The following is a 20906-nucleotide window of genomic DNA, read 5'->3' on the forward strand; positions in this document are numbered from 1 at the left end:
ATTTAATATAATTCAAAATTATGAATTGCAAACACAAGCATTCATAATATTTATGGATTTATATCAAATACTTATTGGTTTTTGATAAGAATGGATTGAGTCAATGATTGTTTCGCTAAAACTCGAGTGTGATCTTGCGCACATTATAAAATGGCATAAAAAAAAGCCGGCTTCATGCCGGCTCAAAAATATAAACAAGACGATAAAAGGCTAATAACGGAGTTATCATGACACAGAAAACAAAAAAGGTATAATTGTATTCCTCGCTAATATATTGAATTAGTGAATTAATAAAACCACGATCAAAGTTAAATAAAAATTTTTATGACTGTTTTTCCAGTAATTATTGCTATTGAACAAAAATCATCTATTTGTTCAAAAAATGAGTGAGTCTTGACTGGCTCATCTAATGTGGAAAAATGTGACCTTTATCACATAACAACACGAAGTCTGAATTTTCCGGTTTAACTTAATATGGAGCATGGTTCGACAACAATGGAAGAAAGACTCTCTCGCAGCCCTGGCGGCAAACTGGCTTTATGGGCTTTCTATACATGGTGTGGCTATTTTGTCTGGGTGATGGCGCGTTACATCTGGGTAATGAGTCGGATCCCCGATGCTCCCGTGTCAGGATTTGAAAGTGATTTAGGTTCAACTGCGGGAAAGTGGTTAGGTGCGTTAGTGGGATTTTTATTTATGGCCATGGTCGGGGCATTGTTAGGTGGTATTGCCTGGTACACCCGACCACGGCCTGCGCGAAGCAGACGCTATGAGTAAAAACTGCTAAGGTTGCGACCCTTTGGCAGCGGAGCGCGTATGAACTTACAACACTGGCAGGCACAATTTGAACGTTGGTTGAAAAACCATCATACACACCAGGACGCAGCTCATGACCTGTGTCATTTTCGTCGCGTCTGGGCGACAGCGCAGAAACTGGCGGCAGATGAAGACGTCGATATGCTGGTCATTTTAACCGCCTGTTATTTTCATGATGTCGTGAGTCTGGCGAAAAATCATCCGCAACGGCAGCGTTCCTCATTACTGGCAGCAGAAGAGTCGCGTCGCATTTTAAGTGCAGAGTTTGCTGATTTTCCGCCAGAGAAAATAGACGCCATTTGCCATGCCATCGCGGCACACAGTTTCAGCGCGCAAATTACGCCTTTAACGGTGGAAGCCAAAATCGTGCAGGATGCAGACCGGCTGGAAGCATTAGGTGCGATAGGTCTGGCGCGCGTGTTTGCAGTTTCAGGTTCATTGGGGGTGGCGCTGTTTGACGGTGAAGATCCGTTTGCGCAACGTCGCCCGCTCGATGATAAACGCTACGCGCTGGATCATTTCCAGACGAAGTTGCTGAAACTACCGCAAACTATGCAAACGGCAAAAGGTAAATTGCTGGCACAACATAATGCCCGTTTTCTGGTGGAGTTTATGGCTAAGCTCAGTGCCGAACTGGCGGGCGAGAATGAAGGTGTGGATCATGCGGTGATTAATGCGTTTTCGCCGGCTGACTGACCGCGTAGCCCTAAACAGAAGTAATTATGTTAACCTGTCGACCATCTCAGATGGCCGGTTAAATCTATGCAGGAAAATATATCAGTAACCGATTCATTCAGCACCGGGAATGCCGCACAGGCAATGCTGGAGAAACTGCTGCAAATTTATGATGTAAAAACGCTGGTAGCGCAACTTAATGGCGTGGGTGAAAACCACTGGAGCCCGGCGATTTTAAAACGTGCGCTGGCTAACGACTCGGTGTGGCATCGCTTGAGTGAAAAAGAGTTCGCCCATTTGCAAACGTTGTTACCCAAACCGCCAGCACATCATCCGCATTATGCGTTTCGCTTTATCGATCTCTTTGCCGGTATTGGAGGCATCCGTCGCGGTTTTGAATCGATTGGCGGTCAGTGTGTGTTTACCAGCGAGTGGAATAAACATGCGGTGCGCACCTACAAAGCTAACCATTATTGCGACCCGGCGACGCATCACTTTAATGAAGATATCCGCGACATCACTCTGAGCCATAAAGAGGGCGTGAGCGATAAAGCGGCGGCAGAACATATTCGTCAGCACATTCCTGAACATGATGTTTTATTGGCCGGTTTTCCTTGCCAGCCGTTCTCACTGGCTGGCGTATCGAAAAAGAACTCACTTGGTCGTGCGCACGGTTTTGCTTGCGATACCCAGGGCACGCTGTTCTTTGATGTAGTGCGTATCATCAATGCCCGTCGTCCGGCGATTTTTGTGCTCGAAAACGTCAAAAACCTGAAAAGCCACGACCAGGGTAAAACATTCCGTATCATCATGCAGACGCTGGATGAACTGGGCTATGACGTAGCCGATGCCGAAGATAATGGCCCGGACGATCCGAAAATCATCGACGGCAAACATTTTCTGCCGCAGCACCGTGAACGCATCGTGCTGGTGGGCTTTCGTCGCGATCTGAATTTGAAAGCTGATTTCACCTTGCGGGATATTAGTGACTGTTATCCGGCACAACGTATTACGCTGGCGCAGTTACTGGACCCGGTTGTCGAAGCAAAATATATCCTGACGCCGGTGCTGTGGAAGTACCTCTATCGCTATGCGAAAAAACATCAGGCGCGCGGTAACGGCTTCGGTTACGGAATGGTTTATCCGAACAACCCACAGAGTGTTACGCGTACGCTTTCTGCCCGTTATTACAAAGATGGTGCGGAAATTTTAATCGATCGCGGCTGGGATATGGCGACAGGTGAGAAAGACTTTGACGATCCGCAGAATCAGCAACATCGTCCACGTCGGTTAACGCCTCGAGAATGCGCACGTTTGATGGGCTTTGAAGCACCACATGAAGCAAAATTTCGTATTCCGGTTTCTGACACTCAGGCTTATCACCAGTTCGGCAACTCGGTGGTAGTACCGGTATTTGCTGCAGTGGCAAAATTGCTTGAGCCAAAAATCAAACAGGCGGTGGCGTTGCGTCAGCAAGAGGCACAACATGACCGACGTTCACGATAAGGCTACGCGTAGCAAAAATATGCGCGCGATTGCCACGCGCGATACGGCAATCGAGAAACGTCTCGCCAGCTTATTAACCGAGCAGGGGCTGGCGTTTCGTGTTCAGGATGCCAGTCTGCCCGGACGCCCGGATTTTGTCCTCGATGAGTATCGCTGTGTGATATTTACACATGGCTGTTTCTGGCATCATCACCACTGTTATCTGTTTAAAGTGCCTGCTACACGCACTGATTTCTGGCTGGAGAAGATTGGCAAGAATGTAACGCGTGACAAGCGGGACATTAGCCGCTTACAGGAATCGGGTTGGCGTGTATTGATTATCTGGGAGTGTGCGTTACGCGGACGGGAGAAGTTGGCGGATGCGGCGCTTGCCGAGCGTCTGGAAGAGTGGATCTGCGGCGAGGGTGCCAGCGCGCAGATCGACACTCTGGGGATTCATCTACTCGCGTGATGCGTCCTGAATGACTGGTGCGACAACGGGTTTCGCAGGGAAGAGATATTTTCCCAACGTGACCAGCACCACAGCGAAGACGATCACGCCCAGCGCCAGCCATTCAATCCGCGATAGCGTTTCGCCGCCCAGCCCCGTACCCAGCAATACCGCTACAACCGGATTAACGTATGCGTAGCTGGTAGCCAGAGCCGGGCTGACATTGCGGATTAAATACATATAAGCATTGATGGCGATGATCGAGCCAAACAGCGCCAGATATCCGACCGCAAGGAAGCCCGAAAGAGAAGGGAGCGCCGTCAGTTTTTCACCTGCTATCATCGACGCGATCATTAACACCACACCCGCTGCCAGCATCTCAATGGCGCCCGCCATCATGCCTACTGGTAGGGTAATGCGCGAGCCATAAACCGAACCAAACGCCCAACTCACAGAACCGATCAAAATCAGAATCGCGCCCCACGGATTGCCGCTTAAATTACCGCCGCTATTGAGCATGATGATTCCGGCAAGCCCAATGGCGATACCCACCCATTCCAGCTTGCGCGTTTTAATGCCAAACAGGCGGCTGAAACAGAGAGTAAAGAGAGGTACTGTTGCCACCACTACGGCGGCAATGCCGGAGGGAACATTTTGATGCTCGGCCACCGTTACCATACCGTTACCGACAGCAAGCAGTAATAAACCAATCAACGCGGCATTAAGCAGAGGACGCAGTGGCGGCAGTTTGTGCCCACGCAGCAGTAAAAAGGCCATTAATAAAATACCGGCAGTCAGAAACCGCACGCCCGCCATCATTAACGGTGGCCAGCTTTCAACCCCAATCCGAATGACAAAATAGGTTGAGCCCCAAATGATATACAACGCAAACAGCGCGCCAAAAAGCGGTAACAACTGGCGGAAACGCATAATCCCTCACGATGGAAATAAAAAGCCGGTTCATAGTAAACGTGAAAATCATTTCGCTGGCGAGAGATATAATTGCGTTTGATTGTTAAAAAAATGTTGACCTGTGAAGCAAGTATCAGCCGGGCTGATTTTGCTTCATACTTAGCGCGTCAACGATAAAAATGAGAGGGAATGCTTTTGGCCGGGAGTAGTTTACTGACATTGCTCGATGATATCGCCACTTTGCTGGACGATATCTCCGTGATGGGCAAGCTGGCGGCGAAGAAAACCGCCGGTGTATTAGGGGATGACTTGTCGCTCAATGCGCAGCAAGTTTCAGGTGTGCGTGCCAATCGGGAGTTGCCCGTGGTCTGGGGCGTGGCGAAGGGATCGCTTATCAACAAAGTGATTCTGGTGCCGCTGGCGCTGATCATCAGTGCTTTTATCCCGTGGGCCATTACGCCACTGTTGATGATTGGCGGCGCATTTCTCTGCTTTGAAGGGGTAGAGAAGGTGCTGCATATGCTGGAGGCGCGTAAGCACAAAGATGATCCGGCGCAGAGTCAGCAGCGTCTGGAGGCGCTGGCGGCGCAAGATCCGCTGAAGTTTGAAAAGGACAAAATAAAAGGGGCGATTCGTACCGATTTTATTTTGTCTGCGGAAATCGTCGCCATCACGCTGGGGATTGTGGCGGAAGCGCCGCTGCTTAATCAAGTGCTGGTACTTTCAGGGATCGCACTGGTGGTTACCGTGGGTGTTTATGGTCTGGTGGGTATCATCGTTAAGATTGATGATCTGGGCTACTGGCTGGCGGAAAAATCCAGTACGGTTATGCAAGCATTGGGTAAGGGGCTATTGATTATCGCCCCCTGGCTGATGAAAGCGTTATCGATCGTCGGCACACTGGCGATGTTCCTGGTTGGCGGCGGCATTGTGATACATGGCATCGCGCCGCTGCATCATGCGATTGAACATTTCGCCGGGCAGCAGAGTGCGCTGGTCGCAATGATATTACCGACTGTTTTAAATCTGATTCTTGGTTTTATCATCGGTGGTATCGTCGTGTTGGGAGTGAAAACGATAGCAAAATTGCGCGGTCAGGCACATTAATATTCTCATTGGCTATTATGCAAAATTCGCCATTCTCGACTAAGGTGAACAAGTTTCACTCGAAAAAAGGAGGCGAGTATGAGCTTTGTGGTTAGTGAGGAAGTGACGGTCAAAGAGGGCGGCCCGAAGATGATTGTTACTGGGTATTCCAGCGGCATGGTTGAGTGTCGCTGGTATGACGGTTACGGTGTCAAACGGGAAGCCTTTCATGAAACTGAGCTTGTTCCGGGGGAGATGCGTCGTTCGCCGGAAGAAGCCTGAAAGCGTATAATTAACACCAGTCCGGATAAGGCTTTCATGCCGCAACCGGCTGTTGTGCCAGCGTCTGCATTGAATGTCTGATGCGACGCTGGCTAGTCTTATCATGCCTGGGTTATAAAAATAATCGATGTCTGGCGGTAGAATCAAAAGTAGGCAGGATAAGGCGTTCACGCCGCATCCGGCTGTTGTGCCAGCGTCTGCATTGAATGCCTGATGCGTCTTATCATGGCAACATTATAAAATTATTGCTGTTTGGCGGTACGTTATCGCCAGGTTATGCCAGAATCATAAGAAAGCAGGTTGGGAGTCGTCAGGGTGCAGCACGAGACAGAAATGGAAAACCAGAGCTGGCTGAAAAAACTCGCGCGCCGCCTGGGGCCTGGTCATGTCGTTAATCTCTGCTTTATTGTGGTGTTGATCTTCTCAACGTTACTCACCTGGCGTGAAGTGGTGGTTCTGGAAGATGCCTATATTTCAAGCCAGCGTAACCATCTGGAAAATGTTGCCAACGCGCTTGATAAACAACTGCAATATAACGTTGATAAATTATTGTTTTTACGTAACGGGATGCGTGAAGCCCTCGTTGCGCCGCTCGATTTCACTTCTCTGCGCAATGCCGTTACCGAGTTTGAACAACGTCGCGATGAACATGCCTGGCAGATAGAACTCAACAGACGGCGCACCTTGCCAGTAAACGGCGTTTCGGATGCGTTAGTCAGCGAGGGGAGTCTGCTTTCCCGCGAAAATGAATCCCTGGATAATGAAATTACCGCCGCGCTGGAAGTCGGTTACTTACTACGCCTGGCGCACAACTCCTCATCAATGGTTGAACAGGCGATGTATGTCTCGCGCGCCGGATTTTACGTTTCGACGCAGCCGACGCTATTTATTCGCAATGTGCCTGGGCGTTACTACGAATTTGTCACCCAACCCTGGTTTATCGGTCATTCACAACGAGAAAACCGTCAACGCGCGGTGCGTTGGTTTACCTCTCAGCATGAGCATAACAATGCTACAGAGCCACAGGTCACTGTAAGCGTGCCGGTCGACAACAATAATTACTGGTATGGCGTATTGGGGATGAGTATTCCCGTACGTTCAATGCAGCAATTTTTACAGAATGCTATCGATAAAAATCTCGATGGCGAATATCAACTCTATGACAGCAAACTGAAATTATTGACCTCGTCCAACCCGGACCATCCTGGCGAAGATCTCTTTGACCCTCGTGAACTGGCATCACTTGCGCAGGCCATTGAACACGATACGCGCGGTGGGATTCGGATGAACAGCCGCTATGTTAGCTGGGAACGGCTGGATCATTTCGATGGCGTATTAGTGCGTATCCATACGCTTAGTGAAGGCGTACGTGGAGATTTCGGCAGCATAAGCATTGCATTAACCCTGTTGTGGGCGCTCTTCACCACAATGCTACTTATCTCCTGGTATGTGATCCGCCAGATGGTAAGCAATATGTTTGTCCTGCAAAGTTCGCTGCAATGGCAGGCGTGGCACGACACCTTAACCCGCATGTATAACCGTGGAGCACTGTTCGAAAAAGCGCGCCCGCTTGCTAAATTGTGCCAGACACATAAACATCCTTTTTCTGTCATTCAGGTCGACCTTGACCATTTTAAAGCGATTAATGACCGCTTTGGTCACCAGGCGGGCGATCGTGTGTTGTCACATGCCGCCGGATTAATTAGCCGTTCATTGCGGGCTCAGGATGTTGCCGGACGAGTTGGCGGCGAGGAGTTTTGTGTGATTCTGCCAGGCGCTAACCTGGAGCAGGCAAAAGAAGTTGCCGAACGCATTCGTCTGAAGCTGAATGAAAAAGAAATGTTGATTGCCAAGAGCAAAACCATTCGCATTAGTGCTTCGTTGGGGGTGAGTAGCAGCGAGGAAACCGGCGATTATGATTTTGAACAATTGCAGTCGCTGGCCGACCGTCGGCTTTATCTCGCTAAACAGGCAGGGCGTAATCGGGTCTTTGCGAGCGATAACGCTTAACGAGTGGTGAAAAAGTGATCCAGTCCTTCGCGCCAGCCTTCCGGTCCTTCTCGCTGCGTTCGCCAGACCCGGGCAGGGTTCTCATTTTGCAGATGAACACCTTCCCGGTTTAGCCCTTTCACAATGACTGCGTAATCCATCACTTCCAGTAAAGGGGCATCATTTGGACCATCGCCTAAGCCGAGCGTCGTCGGACGTTTTCCACCTGATTGTTGATATATCGCGATGATCCAGTTAGCCGCCTGATCTTTTCCGGCAGAGGCATCCAGCACATGCCAGAAGCGCGCACCTTGTACAAACTGTAACCCCAGCTCGTTCAGACGAGCGGTAAATTGCGCCATCCGCTCGTCACTGTCGCGCCAGATGAGCGTGACTGAGGCTTCATGCAACTGCGTCAGCGCCGCCTGACTGCGGCTTAATCCCGTCCATTCCGCAATGGTTGTATCATCGACATCATCAAAGGTGGTGAATTTGAAATGTTCTTTCTCGCGCAGCGTATTCAACACCAGACTGATTTCACTATGGGCAATGCCCGAGATGATCCGGGGAAAACCGTCGATATCTTGCCATTGATGATCCAGTTGGATCACCGCGCCGTTTTCGGCAATCAGCGGCAAACCTTGTAGCCCCACATTTTTTTGCAGGTACAGCATTTCCGCCGACGTTTTACTGCTACAGAGAATCACAGGCACGCCTGCTTCCCGTAAACGGTTTAACCAGGGAGCGGCAGGCTGCCAGTCATAACTGTGACTATCTAACAGGGTGCCATCGAGATCGGTGAAAATCAGCAGTGGTTGTTGAATTGAAAGCATGGTAGCGCACACTCCCTTTACCAGGATGTTTCTCAAAATAGCACGATTTGTATTTGATCATTTTTCGGGAGCGATCCCGCTCGTAGCAGAGCCCGTAAGGGGTGACGAAAGTCACAGTTCCATTCATTAATGACATTAATCATTCATGCAAAGAATATTTCCTTGTCAGCGAAAAAAATTGCAGATAAGGTGATGAACACATCAGATTTCCTGGTGTAACGAATTTTTTAAGTGCTTCTTGCTTAAGCAAGTTTCATCCCGACCCCACAAGGGTCGGGATTTTTTTATGTTGCATTTAGCGGTTCACTTCCGAGACGCTAAAGTCATGGATATCCAGCTCAAAGGCATCCGCTAATTCACGCCATGTATGATATTCACGCCCATCAACGCTGACGTGTTCTGAATCGCTCTGGCTGCGATGAACTTCGCTTTCGCTAATTTCATTGATCGCCGCCAGCAGGGCATCGACATCGACGCTGACCTCTCGTTTTGCGGTATCGCTGTACTCTTTTGCGGTCTTCATCATCTTTCCTCGCAACCGTTACTCATTTGTTGCTGCCGACCGTTATGTCAGCCAGGCATCTCTTAAGTATAGACCGTCGAGAAAATCAGCACTCGCGCGCGCCCGACGCTGCCAGAAAAACGAAATTGTTCTACACTGGCACAAAGCCACAGGAGGAAAACGATGAAGGTGAATGATCGGGTAACAGTCAAAACGGATGGCGGTCCGCGTCGTCCTGGCGTGGTACTGGCAGTTGAGGAGTTTAGTGAAGGCACAATGTACCTGGTTTCGCTGGAAGACTACCCGCTCGGCATCTGGTTCTTTAATGAGGCAGGGCATCAGGACGGTATCTTTGTGGAGAAAGCAGAGTAATTTCATTCAGCCTGACTGGTGGGAAACCACCAGTCAGAATGTGTTAGCGCATGTTGACAAAAATACCATTAGTCACATTATCCGTCAGTCGGACGACATGATAGATAACCTGTTTATTATGCGTTTTGATCTTACGTTTAATATTGCCTTTATGCGATGAAACAGTCTTGGCTTTGATATTCATTTGGTCGGAGATTTGAATGGTTCCCTGACCTGCCATCCACATTCGCAACATACTCGATTCGGTTCGGCTCAATGATAACGTCGGCATATTTAAAAACGAGGTTATCGTTGTCTCTTTCTTCAGAATATCGCCAAGGATATCATCGAGAGATTCCGGTTTAATCGATTTGGAACTGATCAATAAATTTTTTCTGACCAACAGATATTCATCAAAATGAACGTTGGCAATCGCCATAAAAACGATAAATAACGTATTGGGATGTTGATTAATGATGTGCTTGATGCGCTGACTGTTAGAAGTATCGTGGATAAAACAGTCCTCATTAATAAACACCACTGAAGGGCGCTGTGAATCACAAGCGATGGCAAGGTCATCAACGGTTTCGATGTCGTTGATTTCTCTTTTTTTAACCCCTCTGCTCAACAGATACCCGGTTAAACCTAGTCGGGTGTAACTACATAAATCCATAATAATCGTTGACATGGCATACCCTCACTCAATGCGTAACGATAATTCCCCTTACCTGAATATTTCATCATGACTAAACGGAACAACATGGGTCACCTAATGCGCCACTCTCGCGATTTTTCAGGCGGACTTACTATCCCGTAAAGTGTTGTATAATTTGCCTGGAATTGTCTTAAAGTAAAGTAAATGTTGCGATATGTGAGTGAGCTTAAAACAAATATTTCGCCACAGGAGTATCCTGGAAGATGTTGTCTGATTTTATTTTTCAGATAATCCTTAGGATAACACGATAAACATTACGGAATCATATTGCTGGAAATTCACTAATAATATCTGCCAGTAAATTAAAAATTTCACTAAATAAATGTTCGCAAAATGGAGCAATTAGCGGCATTAATGCTGCCATTAATGAAATGCCGACTGTCAGAGTTAATGGAAAACCGATAACGAATATTGATAATTGCGGAGCCATACGATTAAGTAATCCCAGCGCCAGATTCAGCGTCAGCAGCAGGGTAATAAGCGGTAATGCCAGCATAAATCCGTTGAGGAAAATCAAACTTCCCGCTTTGGTGAGTGCCAGAAACGCATTGCTGTTAAGCGGTTCACCGCCAATCGGCAGGGTGTGAAAGGTATCGACCAGCAGCGAAATCAACCATAAATGACCGTTAAATGTCAGGAACAGCAGTAGCGCCAGCATATCCATGATGCGTGCTAAGACGGGCATATTGAGATGGCTACCAGGATCCACAAACGTCGCAAATGACAGCCCCATTTGCAGACCGATAATTTCGCCTGCGGTTCGTACAGCGGCAAAGGCAAATTGCATGGTAAAGCCAAGCGCAATGCCAATCAGGATCTGCTGCATTGCCAGCCACAGGGCATAAAACGAAAAAATGGGAACATCGTTGGCAGGTAATGCCGGAGCTATGGCGAACGTGATCATCATTGCGAGACCCAGTTTCACCCGTTTCGGCACGCTGCGTTCACTCAAAATGGGCGCGGTAGAAATGAGCGCCAGCACGCGCAGTAACGGCCAGAAATACAGACTTAACCAGGAAAGCCATTGATCGCTCGTCACCTGCAACATAGTACGGGCTACCCGATGATATACGGCAGGTTAGTGAACAAGGTGCGGACGTAATCCAGCAACAGATTGAGCATCCACGGTCCGGCAATAATAATGGCGATAAATACGGCGATGATTTTCGGAATAAACGATAACGTCATTTCGTTAATCTGCGTGGCAGCCTGCAAAATGCTGATGATAAGGCCAGTGACCAGCGCCACCAGCAGCAGCGGGGCAGCCAGCGCCAGCGCGACTTTCATCGCTTCTGTCCCCATCATCATGACCGATTCGGGTGTCATTTTGCCTCTCTAGCTGTAAAAGCTTTGCGCCAGCGAACCGACAAGCAATTGCCAGCCATCCACCAGCACAAACAGCATAAGTTTAAAGGGCAGAGCAATGGTGGCTGGAGGGACCATCATCATCCCCAACGCCATCAAAACGCTGGCAATCACCAGGTCGATAATCAAAAAAGGAATGAAAATCGTGAAGCCTATCTGGAATGCGGTTTTCAGCTCGCTGGTCACGTAGGCCGGGAGCAAAATGCGCATCGGCACAGCTTCCGGTCCCTGCAACGGGCCAGTATTCGCCAGTCTGGCAAACAACCCTAAATCCGCCTCGCGGGTCTGACGCAGCATAAATTCACGCAGCGGCTGCGCTCCTTTTTCCAGCGCCTCCTGCATGGAGATTTTCTCTTCGCTGAATGGCTGGTATGCATCGACATAAATTTTGTCGATCACCGGAGACATAATAAAAAAGGTCAAAAACAGCGCCAGCCCCAGCAATACCTGGTTGGGCGGTGCGGAGGGTGTTCCCAGCGCGTTACGTAATAAACCAAAAACAATGATGATGCGGGTGAAGCTGGTCATCATCAGTAAAATCGCCGGAATAAACGTCAACGAGGTGATGAACACCAGCGTCTGCACCGGGAGCGACCAGCTTTGTCCACCGCCAGGTAGCGGTTGGCTGGTGATGCCTGGCAGTTGCGCGAACGTGAGGGGCGTAACCAGCCAGAGAAGGACCGGTGCGACAGACAACAAACGACGCATCAGGATCTCCCGCTACGCTTGAGCAAGTTTTTCATGACCGACTGAAAATCGGCCTGTGGTATCTCTTCCGTGGGTGCTGAAGGGGGAAGTTTATGCAGCAAATTGATTTGCCCTGCGGTAACGCCGAGTACCAGGCGCGCATCGTCCACATTGACCACCACGACCCGTTCACGCGCGCCCAGCGAGGCGCTGGCGCTAATTTTCAGGCCGTTAATGCCAGTGCGTTTAGGGGCAAATCCCAGCCGTTTTACCAGCCAGGCAGCGGCGAGGATCAGGACAATAATGGCAATCAGTGCGCCGCTCACCTGAAGTAGCGGTGCGGTGGAAACCGGCGCGGAAGATTGCACAGTGGCGTGGTTATTCATCACTAACGGCTCAGGCGGCGCATTCGCTCAGACGGGGTAATGATATCGGTGATCCGCACACCGTATTTATCGGCAACCACCACCACTTCGCCCTGGGCGATTAAATAGCCGTTGATCAGAATATCCAGCGGTTCGCCCGCCAGACCGTCCAGCGCCACAACTGACCCTTGCGTCAGACGCAACAGCTCTTTGATAGTCATACGTGTGCGACCCAGCTCGACGGTCAGCTTAACCGGAATATCCATAATCAGGTCGATATCCTGCAATGTTCCACTGACGTCGCCGCCGCCAAGCTGCTGGAACACGGCTTCAGCCGCGCTTTTGCCGCTTGTTGATTTTTGTTCGCTCAACGCTTCAGCCCACAGATCGTCCATTGCGCCGTTGTTGTCATCGGCCGGATTATTCAAGTCACTCATTTGGGCTGTTCCTCGTTCAGAGAATTCAAAATCGGGTTAATCAAATGTTCTATCCGTAACGCATACTGACCGTTGATGGTGCCGTACTGGCTGGTCAGTACCGGAACGCCGTCAACATGGGCGATGATGCGATCGGGTTTTTCTATCGGCAGGACATCGCCGGGTTTCAGTTTCAAAATCTGCGACAGGCGCAGCGATATATCGGCAAAGTTGGCGACCAGTTCCAGCTGTGAGTGCTGCACCTGACGCACCAGGTTATCGCGCCAGTTCTGATCTTCATTACGCGAGTTTTCCAGCGGCGGGTTAACTAACAATTCCCGTAGCGGCTCGATCATGCTGAATGGCAGGCAGATATTAAATTCGCCGGTCAGGTTGCCAATCTCGACATGAAAAGGCGTGTTAACCACAATGTCGTTTGGCGAGGTGGTGATATTGGTAAATTTCACCTGCATTTCGGAACGCACGTACTCTACTTCCAGCGGATTAATCGCCTTCCAGGCGTCGCTATAGCCTTCAAGCGCCAGCTTCAACATGCGATTGATGACGCGCTGTTCGGTATGCGTAAACTCACGACCTTCTACTTTGGTCGGGAAGCGACCATCACCGCCAAACAGGTTATCCACGGCGATAAACACCAGACTTGGCGAGAACACAACCAGCCCGGTGCCGCGCAGCGGTTTCAGGTGGATAAGGTTCAGGTTGGTTGGCACCGGCAGATTGCGGGCAAATTCATGATACGGCTGTATGCGGATCGCTCCGACGGTAATGTCCGGGCTACGGCGCAGCAGGTTGAACAGCCCCATGCGGAAATGGCGGGCAAAACGTTCATTAATGATTTCCAGCGCCTGCAAACGTTCGCGCACAACCCGACGTTGGGTATTGGGATCGTACGGACGAATGTCACTTTCGCCGCCAGCACTGGTTGTCGGTTCGTCTTTGACCTCGCTGTCACCATTCAACAGCGCATCAATTTCAGCTTGAGAAAGAATACTATCGCCCATGTCGTTATCGCAGAATAAAAGCGGTATACAGCACGTCGGTGACATCCTGTTTCGGTTGCCCGGCAACAAGCGGGGTGGAGAGTGTGGCTTTAATTGCGGCAATCAGCTTTTGCTTGCCTTCTTCAGTTGCCAGCACGGCGGCATCCTGGCGCGAAAACAGTAACAGCAAGCGACTGCGGACTTCCGGCAAATACTCGCTCAGGCGCGAACGGGTGGCTTCATCTTTCAGCCGCAGCGTTATGCCGATATAAAGCACGCGATCCGCATCGCCAAGATTGACCGTAAAAGTGTCCAGCGCATAGAAGACAGGTGAGAGCACGACGCGTTGCTGTGCTTTGTCGTCAGTAGCAGCCTGACGTGAATGCCAGTAGCTGTAACCCGCGCTGGCACAGGCCGCGAGAGTAATGAATACCAGGATCGGGAGCCAAAGCGATCGCTTGCTTTTCTTGCTTATCGCGTAATCAGTCATGTGTTGCGGTCTTCCTGTGTCGCTACTGCTTATCGGCTAATTATCCTGTGTCTTAAGCGCGGCAAAGCGGGGAAAAGACGTGGATTACGGTGCCACCTCTGACGTTAGGCGAAAATATCAACGCCGCTATTGCCTGTTGCACGCCCTTGTAAAGAGGCGGGAACCGGCAGGGCATCGTCATCTTCGACAGCCAGGTGTTCATGGTTTGCTGTGCGCGGGTTTTGCTGTTGCTGGGAGGCGGCCTGCTGCTGACCGTTAAAACTCTCGCCGCTGATATTGCTCTGCCCCAACTGAATACCGCTTTCAGCCAGTTGTGTTCGCAGTACTGGCAGAGCCGCTTCCAGTGCGGCGCGAACGTGCTGATGCGGTGAAACCATCTGGATTTGCGCCTGGTTGTCATCCACCTTAAGGGAGATTTGCACTTCGCCTAAATCCTGCGGATGCAAACGCAGCTCGGCACTTTGTTGCCCCTGGCGGGTAAACAGCGAAATATGCTGACTTAAGGATTGTTGCCATTCGTGAGAACCCAGCGGTGCACTCAAAACAGGCGCTGCGACGGTGGGCTGTGGCTGCGTCTGGTGCGAAGTGATTAGCGGACTGACGGCAACGGTCACCGGCGAAGGCGTGCTGATGACTTCCGCTTTACTCTGGGCTTCAGCAATCAGCGGTGTTAATGGCTGAGCTGGGGCGCCAGGGGCGTCGTCAGGCTGTGCTGTGGTGAGTTGCGCAGGAGTCAGTTTTGTGAAGGGCGTTGGCTTCTCTGTCGATAACACTGTTGACGGCGTATCAGTCACTTTGGGCGTATTGTCAAAACCTGGCAACATCGCAAAAAGGGCACTCAGGCTGGCGGTAACATCTTCATTCAGATCATCCGCTTTTTCGTCTTTTACTGCGTTTTTGTCTGACCCCGCTGCCAGCGTAATGGCCTGAGCGGTGGTTAACGGTGTTGATGTGGATTGTTCGTCGTTGATGACTGGCAGTGTTTCATTCGCAGGGATCAGTAAATCCGGTTGTTGCGCGTCGGTCAGAATATCGCTGACCAGCGACTCGCCTTTTGTCGCGGGCTTATCTGTCGCCACCAGCAACCGGATCGCAGCTTTGTCGGTTGTTGTATCGTCTGCTAATGCCCCGCTCAACAACGCGAGAAAATCTTGTGCGGCATCACTGGCTTTGCCACCGGGCAGTGCGGAGGTGTCAACGTCAGCGGTAATCAAGGGCGCTAAGCGAATCATTCTGGTTTCCTCATGGCGGCGCGCTGGGCGAACTCATCCATCTTTTTCTGATCGAGGCGGTTTTCTGCCAGCAGCGCCGCCGTGGATTGTCGTTCCTGCAGTGTTTGCCAGGCCTGCAAACGTTGTTTTTTCTCCCGCCAGTTATTCAGGGCAACATCAACTTTTTGTGTCCACTGCGTAAGTTGCTGGTGATGCTGGGTAATGGCTTTTTCCAGCGTCTGAATAAACTGCTGATAGTTGATCCAACGGTTGCTGGTCATCCCGGCACTCATATCGCTATTCAGGTTGTTTCGATATTCATTCTGATAATCGATCAGCATTTTGAGTTGTTCTTCTGCCTGCTGACATCCGCGACGCATTTCACCCAACAGACGTGCGGCGTTATCCACCTCTTTTTCTGCCAGATCTTTCAGGGTCGCCAGTGCGCCATGTTCTGCCATCTGCTGTTATCTCCTGCTTAGTCACACTGTCGGAAAAATATGTTCCAGCCCCTGGAGAGAGTCTTCCCAGTCCGCGCGTTCAAAAATGCCTTGTTGCAAATAGCCCTCCAGCTGCGGCCACAGGGCGATGGCTTTATCGAGCATTGGATCGCTGCCTTTGGCGTAAGCGCCGACGCTGACCAGATCGCGATTACGCTGAAAACTCGACAACAACTGTTTGAATGTGCGCACTCGCGCGTAATGTTGCTCGCTGATCAACGCCGTCATTGCACGGCTGATCGACGCTTCAATATCGATAGCCGGATAGTGCCCGGCTTCCGCAAGACGACGAGACAAAACAATGTGACCGTCGAGGATTGCCCGCGCGGAGTCAGCAATCGGGTCCTGCTGGTCATCACCTTCGGTGAGCACGGTATAAAACGCGGTAATCGAACCGCCGCCGCTAATGCCGTTTCCGGCACGCTCGACCAGTGCCGGCAATTTGGCAAACACCGACGGTGGATAACCTTTGGTGGCAGGCGGTTCGCCAATCGCCAGCGCAATCTCACGCTGAGCCATCGCGTAGCGGGTGAGGGAATCCATAATCAGCAACACATGCTGACCACGATCGCGAAAATCCTCGGCAATGCGCGTGGCATAGGCAGCACCCTGCATTCGCAGGAGCGGAGAAACATCTGCCGGTGCGGCGATCACCACCGAACGTGCACGGCCTTCTGCACCGAGGATATTCTCAATAAAATCTTTTACTTCGCGCCCACGCTCGCCAATCAAACCCACGACAATCACATCGGCGCGGGTGTAACGCGCCATCATTCCCAGCAGCACACTTTTACCGACGCCAGAACCGGCAAAAAGTCCCATGCGCTGCCCGCGCCCGACGGTAAGCAGGGCATTGATTGGACGCACGCCCGTGTCCAGCACATGTTCAATCGGTGTGCGTTGTAACGGGTTAAACGGCGGGGTAATCAGCGCACCGGTTTCGGTCGTATCGGGGGAGGGCAGGCCATCGAGCGGTTTACCGCTGCCGTCCAGAACTCGACCTAACAACGCCGGACCGAGCGGTAACTGCTTGCCGCTTTGCAGGCCGTCGCCGGAGATATTTTTGGCATAAACACGCGCGCCGGGCAGGACACCTTCCACTTCCTCCAGCGGCATTAAAAACAGCCGTTGACCGTTAAAGCCAACCACTTCGCTTTCTACTTCGTGCGTTTCGCTGCCGTTCTGGCGCTCAATGACACAGGTTGCGCCGAGCGGCAATTGTAATCCGGTGGCTTCCAGCACCAGCCCGGTAGCGCGAGTTAATCGCCCGTAGCGACGTACCGCAGGTAACTGCGCCATTTTGGCTTCAAAGTTGTCCAGTGTGGTTAGCCAGCGTGTCAGGCGCGTGGTCATTACACTACTCCCGGCGCTGCCAGACGGCAGAGTTCTTGCCAGCGAGTGGCGACACTTGCGTCGAGATCGCCTTCATCGGCGGAGACTTTACAGCCGCCGGGATGGAGTGTCGGATCGCCCCGCAACCGCCAGCCATGCAAACTTAAGGTTGCGCCGAGCATTTCATCGATGCGTTGCAGATCGTCAGGGTGCACGCGCAGCTGCGGTTTGCCGCTGAATAACGGTTCTTGCTGTAACAACTGCTGGATCTGCTTAATCAACGCCGCATTGTCCACCGTTGGTGTCTGGCCGATCACCTGACGCGCCGCTTCCAGCGCCATCTGCATCAGGCGCGAAGCAATCACACTATCAAGCGCATCAAGTGTGGTTTGAAATTCGCTGACCAGTTGCTGCATCCGGGCATGAATCGGCGCTTGCTGGGATTTTGCTTGCGCCAGTCCTTGTTCCAGCCCCTGAGCGATTCCTTCCTGATAGCCTTGTTCGTGGCCTTGCTGGCGACCTTCGGTAATTCCCGCCTGATAACCTTGCTCATGGGCTTGCATTTGCAGTTGCGCCAGTTGTTGCTCAAGGCTGGGTTCGGCCTCTTCAGGGGTGATCTCTTCTGGCTCGACCATGGGCACAAACTCCGCCTGCGGCGGCGCGAGATCGTCCGGTGTCCAGGTTTTCCACGGCAGATTATCAGACATAGGTATCCTCGCCGCTGCCAATCACCATCTCGCCAGTTTCGGCAAGACGGCGCACAATCAGCAGAATCGCCTTCTGCTCGTTCTCGACCTGCGACAGACGCACCGGACCACGGTTGGCGAGATCGTCGCGCAGAATATCGGCGGCACGCTGCGACATATTGCGCAGGAATTTCTCGCGCAGTGGCTGCTCGGCACCTTTCAGGGCGATCAGCAGCGATTCGGAATCCACTTCCTGCAACAGGCGCTGGATGCTGCGATCGTCGACATCCACCAGATTTTCGAACAGGAACATCTCGTCGATGATTTTCTGCGCCAGCTCGCCGTCAAATTCACGCACGGCGGTAATAACGGCTTCTTCCTGCTGGGTTTTCATCAGGTTGATAATTTCGGCCGCCGTTCTCACGCCGCCCATTTTGCTGCGTTTGAGATTCTGACCGTCGAGAAGGCCATTGAGTACTTCGGTCAGTTCCGCCAGCGCGGCAGGCTGTACGCCGCCAAAGGTGGCGATACGCAACATCACGTCGTGGCGCAGGCGTTCATCGAACAACGCCAGAATATCGGCGGCCTGCGCGCGCTTCAGATGCACCAGAATGGTGGCGATAATCTGCGGATGCTCATCGCGAATCAGATCGGCGGCGCTCTGCGGTTCCATAAAGTTGAGCGTTTCAATGCCGCTGGCGGTATCGCGGGTTTCGAGAATATCTTCCAGCAGGCTGGCGGCACGCTCTTCACCAAGGGCTTTGACCAGCACCGAACGCAGATAATCGTTAGCGTTGATATTCAGTGCCGCAAACTGTTCAGCTTCTTGCTCAAACTCCGCCAGCACTTCAGTTAACTGCTTGTTGGAGATCTGCGTGATGTTCGCCATCGCCGCACTCAGGGTTTGCACTTCGCGCTGGGAGAGGTGTTTGAATACCTCTGCCGCCCGGTCTTCGCCAATGGTCATTAGCAGGATGACGCTCTTTTCGGTGCCTGTCAGGTTACTCATGGTCGTTGTTTATCCACTGGCGAATGACCAGCGCCACCACGCGCGGATCGTTATCAGACATGTCACGGATACGCTGGCTCATTACCTCTGCCCCCAGACGTTGGTTTGCGCGGCGTTGCTGCAGTTGTTCGTCTTTGCTCAGGCGAACTTCCACCGCATCTTCCACTTCCTCGCGGGTCTGTGCCTGTTGCTGCACAGCTTTCACCGCCTCGGCGCGACGTGTTAGCTGCGGGCGTACCGCTTTACGCCACAGCAGCCACGCCACCAGCAGCACCAGCAACCAGCGCCCGGCAGCCAGCAACTGATCGATAAACGCTTGCTGTTGCCAGAACGGCAGTTCTCCACCGCTTTCGTCAGTGCTATTGAATGGCGAGTTGACGACATTGAGCGAGTCGCCGCGTTTTTCCGAAAAGCCCATCGCTTCGCGGGTCAGATCTTCAATCTGCTTCATCTGTTCGGTGCTGAGAGGCAACGGTTTGCCATCTGGCAACGTTTTGTAATTCACCACTACCGCAACGGATAAGCGTTGCACATCGCCCACGTTCATCTTGGTATGACGAATGGTGCGATCGACTTCGTAGTTACTGGTTTCATTACGCTGCGTGCTGCGCGGCCCACTATTGCTGGTGGTGCTCGCCTGCTGCTGGCGATTATTTTGATTTGCCGGAGGCGTACTGATTGGTGCGTTATTCGCAGGCGCTGGTTGATTCGACAACGCGCCCGGTACGCCGCCCGGATAACCGGAACCGCTTTGCTCGCTCTCATTAAGCTGGCGTGAACGGAGCGCCGCCTGTGATTGGTTGCCGTTAGGGCGATACTGTTCTTCTGTTTGCTCTTTACTGGCGAAGTCCAGCTGTGCCGTCACCTGGGCGTGAATATTGCCGTTGCCGACAACAGGCGACAGAATCGCTTCAATACGCCGCTGAATGCGTCCTTCGACATCGCTGGCATATTTCAACTGGGCGTCATTAAGATCGCGCCCGCTGGTGTTGGATTGGGTTAACAGATGCCCACTCTGATCCACCAGCGTGACATTTCCCGGAGGCAGACCAGCAACCGCGCTGGAAACCAGATGTACAATGGCGCTAATTTGCCCTTCATCCAGCGCGCGGCCTGGCAACAAATTTACCGTCACTGATGCCGAAGGAGATTTTTGTTCACGAACAAATAAAGAGGGTTTTGGCATCGCCAGATGCACGCGCGCCCCTTTTACCGGGCCGATAGTTTCGATGGTACGAGAAAGCTCGCCTTCCAGCGCCCGCTGATAATTCACCTGTTCGCTGAACTGGCTAATACCAAATTTTTCCTGATCGAGCAGCTCAAACCCAACAGCACCGCCTTTAGGCAAGCCTTGCTGCGCCAGACGCAGACGCAGCTCGTGAACTTTATCGGCCGGAACTTCAATCGCGCCGCTGGCTTCGCTGAAGCGGTAAGGAATATTCATTTGCGTCAGTTGGCTGACGATTGCGCCGCCATCCTGATCGGAAAGATTGCTGAATAACGTGCGGTAATCAGGGGCTTTTGCCCACAGGATTAACGCGACTATCACTGCTACCGCAGCGGAACCAGCAACAATCAGGGGGATTCTCGGATTCGCGCGCAGGCGATTGAGCCACTCAAGAGATTTTGTCTGGGCTGCGGTCGTATTCATCGCGCACCTCGCGGCAGATGATAGACGGCGGTATTGGCAAAGTGGAACAAGACGCACTCCCGGGTCAGCACACTCGAAAAATTAACGGCCTCATTA

General features: G+C 51.7%; 25 protein-coding genes. 8 read left to right on the plus strand and 17 right to left on the minus strand.

All coding sequences use genetic code 11. From position 1 onward, the window contains the following. Positions 1–495 precede the first annotated feature (495 nt). The 4 genes from drpB (at position 496) to HEM79_RS07600 (ending at position 3448) form a co-directional block, all read left to right on the plus strand. A complete protein-coding gene (gene drpB / locus HEM79_RS07585) occupies positions 496–777 on the plus strand; it encodes a cell division protein DrpB (protein ID WP_016158467.1) in 282 nt (93 codons plus the stop codon). A 39-nt stretch (positions 778–816) separates the two neighbouring features. Further along, positions 817–1512, plus strand: a complete 696-nt coding sequence (locus HEM79_RS07590; RefSeq protein ID WP_176240934.1) for a phosphohydrolase — start codon at positions 817–819, stop codon at positions 1510–1512. A gap of 66 nt (positions 1513–1578) precedes the next feature. Beyond that, positions 1579–2997, plus strand: a complete 1419-nt coding sequence (gene dcm / locus HEM79_RS07595; protein WP_176240935.1) for a DNA-cytosine methyltransferase — start codon at positions 1579–1581, stop codon at positions 2995–2997. Beyond that, on the plus strand, positions 2978–3448 hold the full coding sequence (locus tag HEM79_RS07600) for a very short patch repair endonuclease (protein WP_176240936.1): 471 nt from the start codon (positions 2978–2980) through the stop codon (positions 3446–3448). The genes dcm and HEM79_RS07600 overlap by 20 nt, the downstream gene beginning before the upstream one ends. Here the strand turns inward: HEM79_RS07600 and yedA are convergent. Further along, positions 3437–4357, minus strand: coding sequence for a drug/metabolite exporter YedA (yedA, locus tag HEM79_RS07605; RefSeq protein ID WP_176240937.1), 921 nt, complete (start codon positions 4355–4357; stop codon positions 3437–3439). The two genes, HEM79_RS07600 and yedA, sit on opposite strands and share 12 nt — an antisense overlap. Before the next feature lie 171 nt (positions 4358–4528). Between yedA and HEM79_RS07610 the strand changes: the two genes are divergently transcribed. The 3 genes from HEM79_RS07610 to dgcQ all read left to right on the plus strand — a co-directional run bounded on the left by HEM79_RS07610 (position 4529) and on the right by dgcQ (position 7717). Further along, on the plus strand, positions 4529–5446 hold the full coding sequence (locus tag HEM79_RS07610) for a DUF808 domain-containing protein (protein ID WP_000922669.1): 918 nt from the start codon (positions 4529–4531) through the stop codon (positions 5444–5446). A 78-nt stretch (positions 5447–5524) separates the two neighbouring features. Next, positions 5525–5707 carry a YodC family protein gene (locus HEM79_RS07615; RefSeq protein ID WP_000011631.1) on the plus strand — a complete coding sequence of 61 codons (183 nt, stop codon included), beginning with the start codon at positions 5525–5527 and terminating at the stop codon, positions 5705–5707. 315 nt (positions 5708–6022) lie between these two features. Then, a complete protein-coding gene (gene dgcQ, locus HEM79_RS07620) occupies positions 6023–7717 on the plus strand; it encodes a cellulose biosynthesis regulator diguanylate cyclase DgcQ (RefSeq protein ID WP_176240938.1) in 1695 nt (564 codons plus the stop codon). Here dgcQ and HEM79_RS07625 read toward each other — a convergent pair. Together HEM79_RS07625 and yodD are read right to left on the minus strand one after the other, a co-directional pair. After that, positions 7714–8529: a mannosyl-3-phosphoglycerate phosphatase-related protein gene (locus HEM79_RS07625; RefSeq protein WP_176240939.1), complete on the minus strand. Its 816-nt coding sequence runs from the start codon at positions 8527–8529 to the stop codon at positions 7714–7716. The two genes, dgcQ and HEM79_RS07625, sit on opposite strands and share 4 nt — an antisense overlap. Before the next feature lie 295 nt (positions 8530–8824). Further along, positions 8825–9052 (minus strand): peroxide/acid resistance protein YodD, encoded by a 228-nt coding sequence (gene yodD, locus HEM79_RS07630; protein WP_010346997.1) that lies wholly within the window; start codon positions 9050–9052, stop codon positions 8825–8827. A gap of 162 nt (positions 9053–9214) precedes the next feature. On the opposite strand from yodD, the gene dsrB reads away from it, so the two are divergent. Continuing rightward, on the plus strand, positions 9215–9403 hold the full coding sequence (gene dsrB, locus HEM79_RS07635) for a protein DsrB (protein ID WP_000867217.1): 189 nt from the start codon (positions 9215–9217) through the stop codon (positions 9401–9403). 43 nt (positions 9404–9446) lie between these two features. Here dsrB and rcsA read toward each other — a convergent pair whose 3' ends face one another. From rcsA to fliF, 14 genes are all read right to left on the minus strand, one after another. Then, positions 9447–10070 carry a transcriptional regulator RcsA gene (gene rcsA / locus HEM79_RS07640; RefSeq protein ID WP_095186863.1) on the minus strand — a complete coding sequence of 208 codons (624 nt, stop codon included), beginning with the start codon at positions 10068–10070 and terminating at the stop codon, positions 9447–9449. Between the two features lie 289 nt (positions 10071–10359). Then, complete coding sequence (gene fliR / locus HEM79_RS07645; RefSeq protein ID WP_000942310.1) at positions 10360–11145, minus strand: flagellar biosynthetic protein FliR; 786 nt, start codon at positions 11143–11145, stop codon at positions 10360–10362. Positions 11146–11153: 8 nt separating this feature from the next. After that, positions 11154–11423: a flagellar biosynthesis protein FliQ gene (gene fliQ / locus HEM79_RS07650; protein WP_000187358.1), complete on the minus strand. Its 270-nt coding sequence runs from the start codon at positions 11421–11423 to the stop codon at positions 11154–11156. A gap of 9 nt (positions 11424–11432) precedes the next feature. Next, complete coding sequence (gene fliP / locus HEM79_RS07655) at positions 11433–12170, minus strand: flagellar type III secretion system pore protein FliP (RefSeq protein WP_024225308.1); 738 nt, start codon at positions 12168–12170, stop codon at positions 11433–11435. After that, complete coding sequence (gene fliO, locus HEM79_RS07660; protein WP_176241286.1) at positions 12170–12535, minus strand: flagellar biosynthetic protein FliO; 366 nt, start codon at positions 12533–12535, stop codon at positions 12170–12172. The genes fliP and fliO overlap by 1 nt, the downstream gene beginning before the upstream one ends. A 2-nt stretch (positions 12536–12537) precedes the next feature. Further along, positions 12538–12951 (minus strand): flagellar motor switch protein FliN, encoded by a 414-nt coding sequence (gene fliN, locus HEM79_RS07665; protein ID WP_001281689.1) that lies wholly within the window; start codon positions 12949–12951, stop codon positions 12538–12540. Further along, positions 12948–13952, minus strand: a complete 1005-nt coding sequence (gene fliM, locus HEM79_RS07670) for a flagellar motor switch protein FliM (RefSeq protein ID WP_010346990.1) — start codon at positions 13950–13952, stop codon at positions 12948–12950. Before fliM ends, fliN begins: the two co-directional genes overlap by 4 nt. A gap of 4 nt (positions 13953–13956) precedes the next feature. Further along, entirely contained in the window at positions 13957–14421 is a 465-nt protein-coding gene (gene fliL / locus HEM79_RS07675; RefSeq protein ID WP_000133128.1) for a flagellar basal body-associated protein FliL, read from the minus strand. A gap of 104 nt (positions 14422–14525) precedes the next feature. After that, on the minus strand, positions 14526–15653 hold the full coding sequence (locus HEM79_RS07680) for a flagellar hook-length control protein FliK (protein ID WP_176240940.1): 1128 nt from the start codon (positions 15651–15653) through the stop codon (positions 14526–14528). After that, positions 15650–16093 carry a flagellar export protein FliJ gene (gene fliJ, locus HEM79_RS07685; RefSeq protein ID WP_000807573.1) on the minus strand — a complete coding sequence of 148 codons (444 nt, stop codon included), beginning with the start codon at positions 16091–16093 and terminating at the stop codon, positions 15650–15652. The genes HEM79_RS07680 and fliJ overlap by 4 nt, the downstream gene beginning before the upstream one ends. 21 nt (positions 16094–16114) lie before the next feature. Continuing rightward, the gene (fliI, locus tag HEM79_RS07690; protein ID WP_176240941.1) at positions 16115–17485 is read right to left on the minus strand and encodes a flagellar protein export ATPase FliI; all 1371 of its coding nucleotides are present in this window, start codon (positions 17483–17485) and stop codon (positions 16115–16117) included. Then, the gene (gene fliH / locus HEM79_RS07695) at positions 17485–18171 is read right to left on the minus strand and encodes a flagellar assembly protein FliH (RefSeq protein WP_176240942.1); all 687 of its coding nucleotides are present in this window, start codon (positions 18169–18171) and stop codon (positions 17485–17487) included. The genes fliI and fliH overlap by 1 nt, the downstream gene beginning before the upstream one ends. Beyond that, positions 18164–19159: a flagellar motor switch protein FliG gene (fliG, locus tag HEM79_RS07700; protein WP_000067965.1), complete on the minus strand. Its 996-nt coding sequence runs from the start codon at positions 19157–19159 to the stop codon at positions 18164–18166. The genes fliH and fliG overlap by 8 nt, the downstream gene beginning before the upstream one ends. Further along, positions 19152–20810 carry a flagellar basal-body MS-ring/collar protein FliF gene (fliF, locus tag HEM79_RS07705; RefSeq protein ID WP_176240943.1) on the minus strand — a complete coding sequence of 553 codons (1659 nt, stop codon included), beginning with the start codon at positions 20808–20810 and terminating at the stop codon, positions 19152–19154. Before fliF ends, fliG begins: the two co-directional genes overlap by 8 nt. Positions 20811–20906: the final 96 nt, after the last annotated feature.

Origin of the sequence: Escherichia sp. 93.0816, from assembly GCF_013368855.2 — a bacterium.
Taxonomy (GTDB): Bacteria; Pseudomonadota; Gammaproteobacteria; order Enterobacterales; family Enterobacteriaceae; genus Escherichia; species Escherichia ruysiae.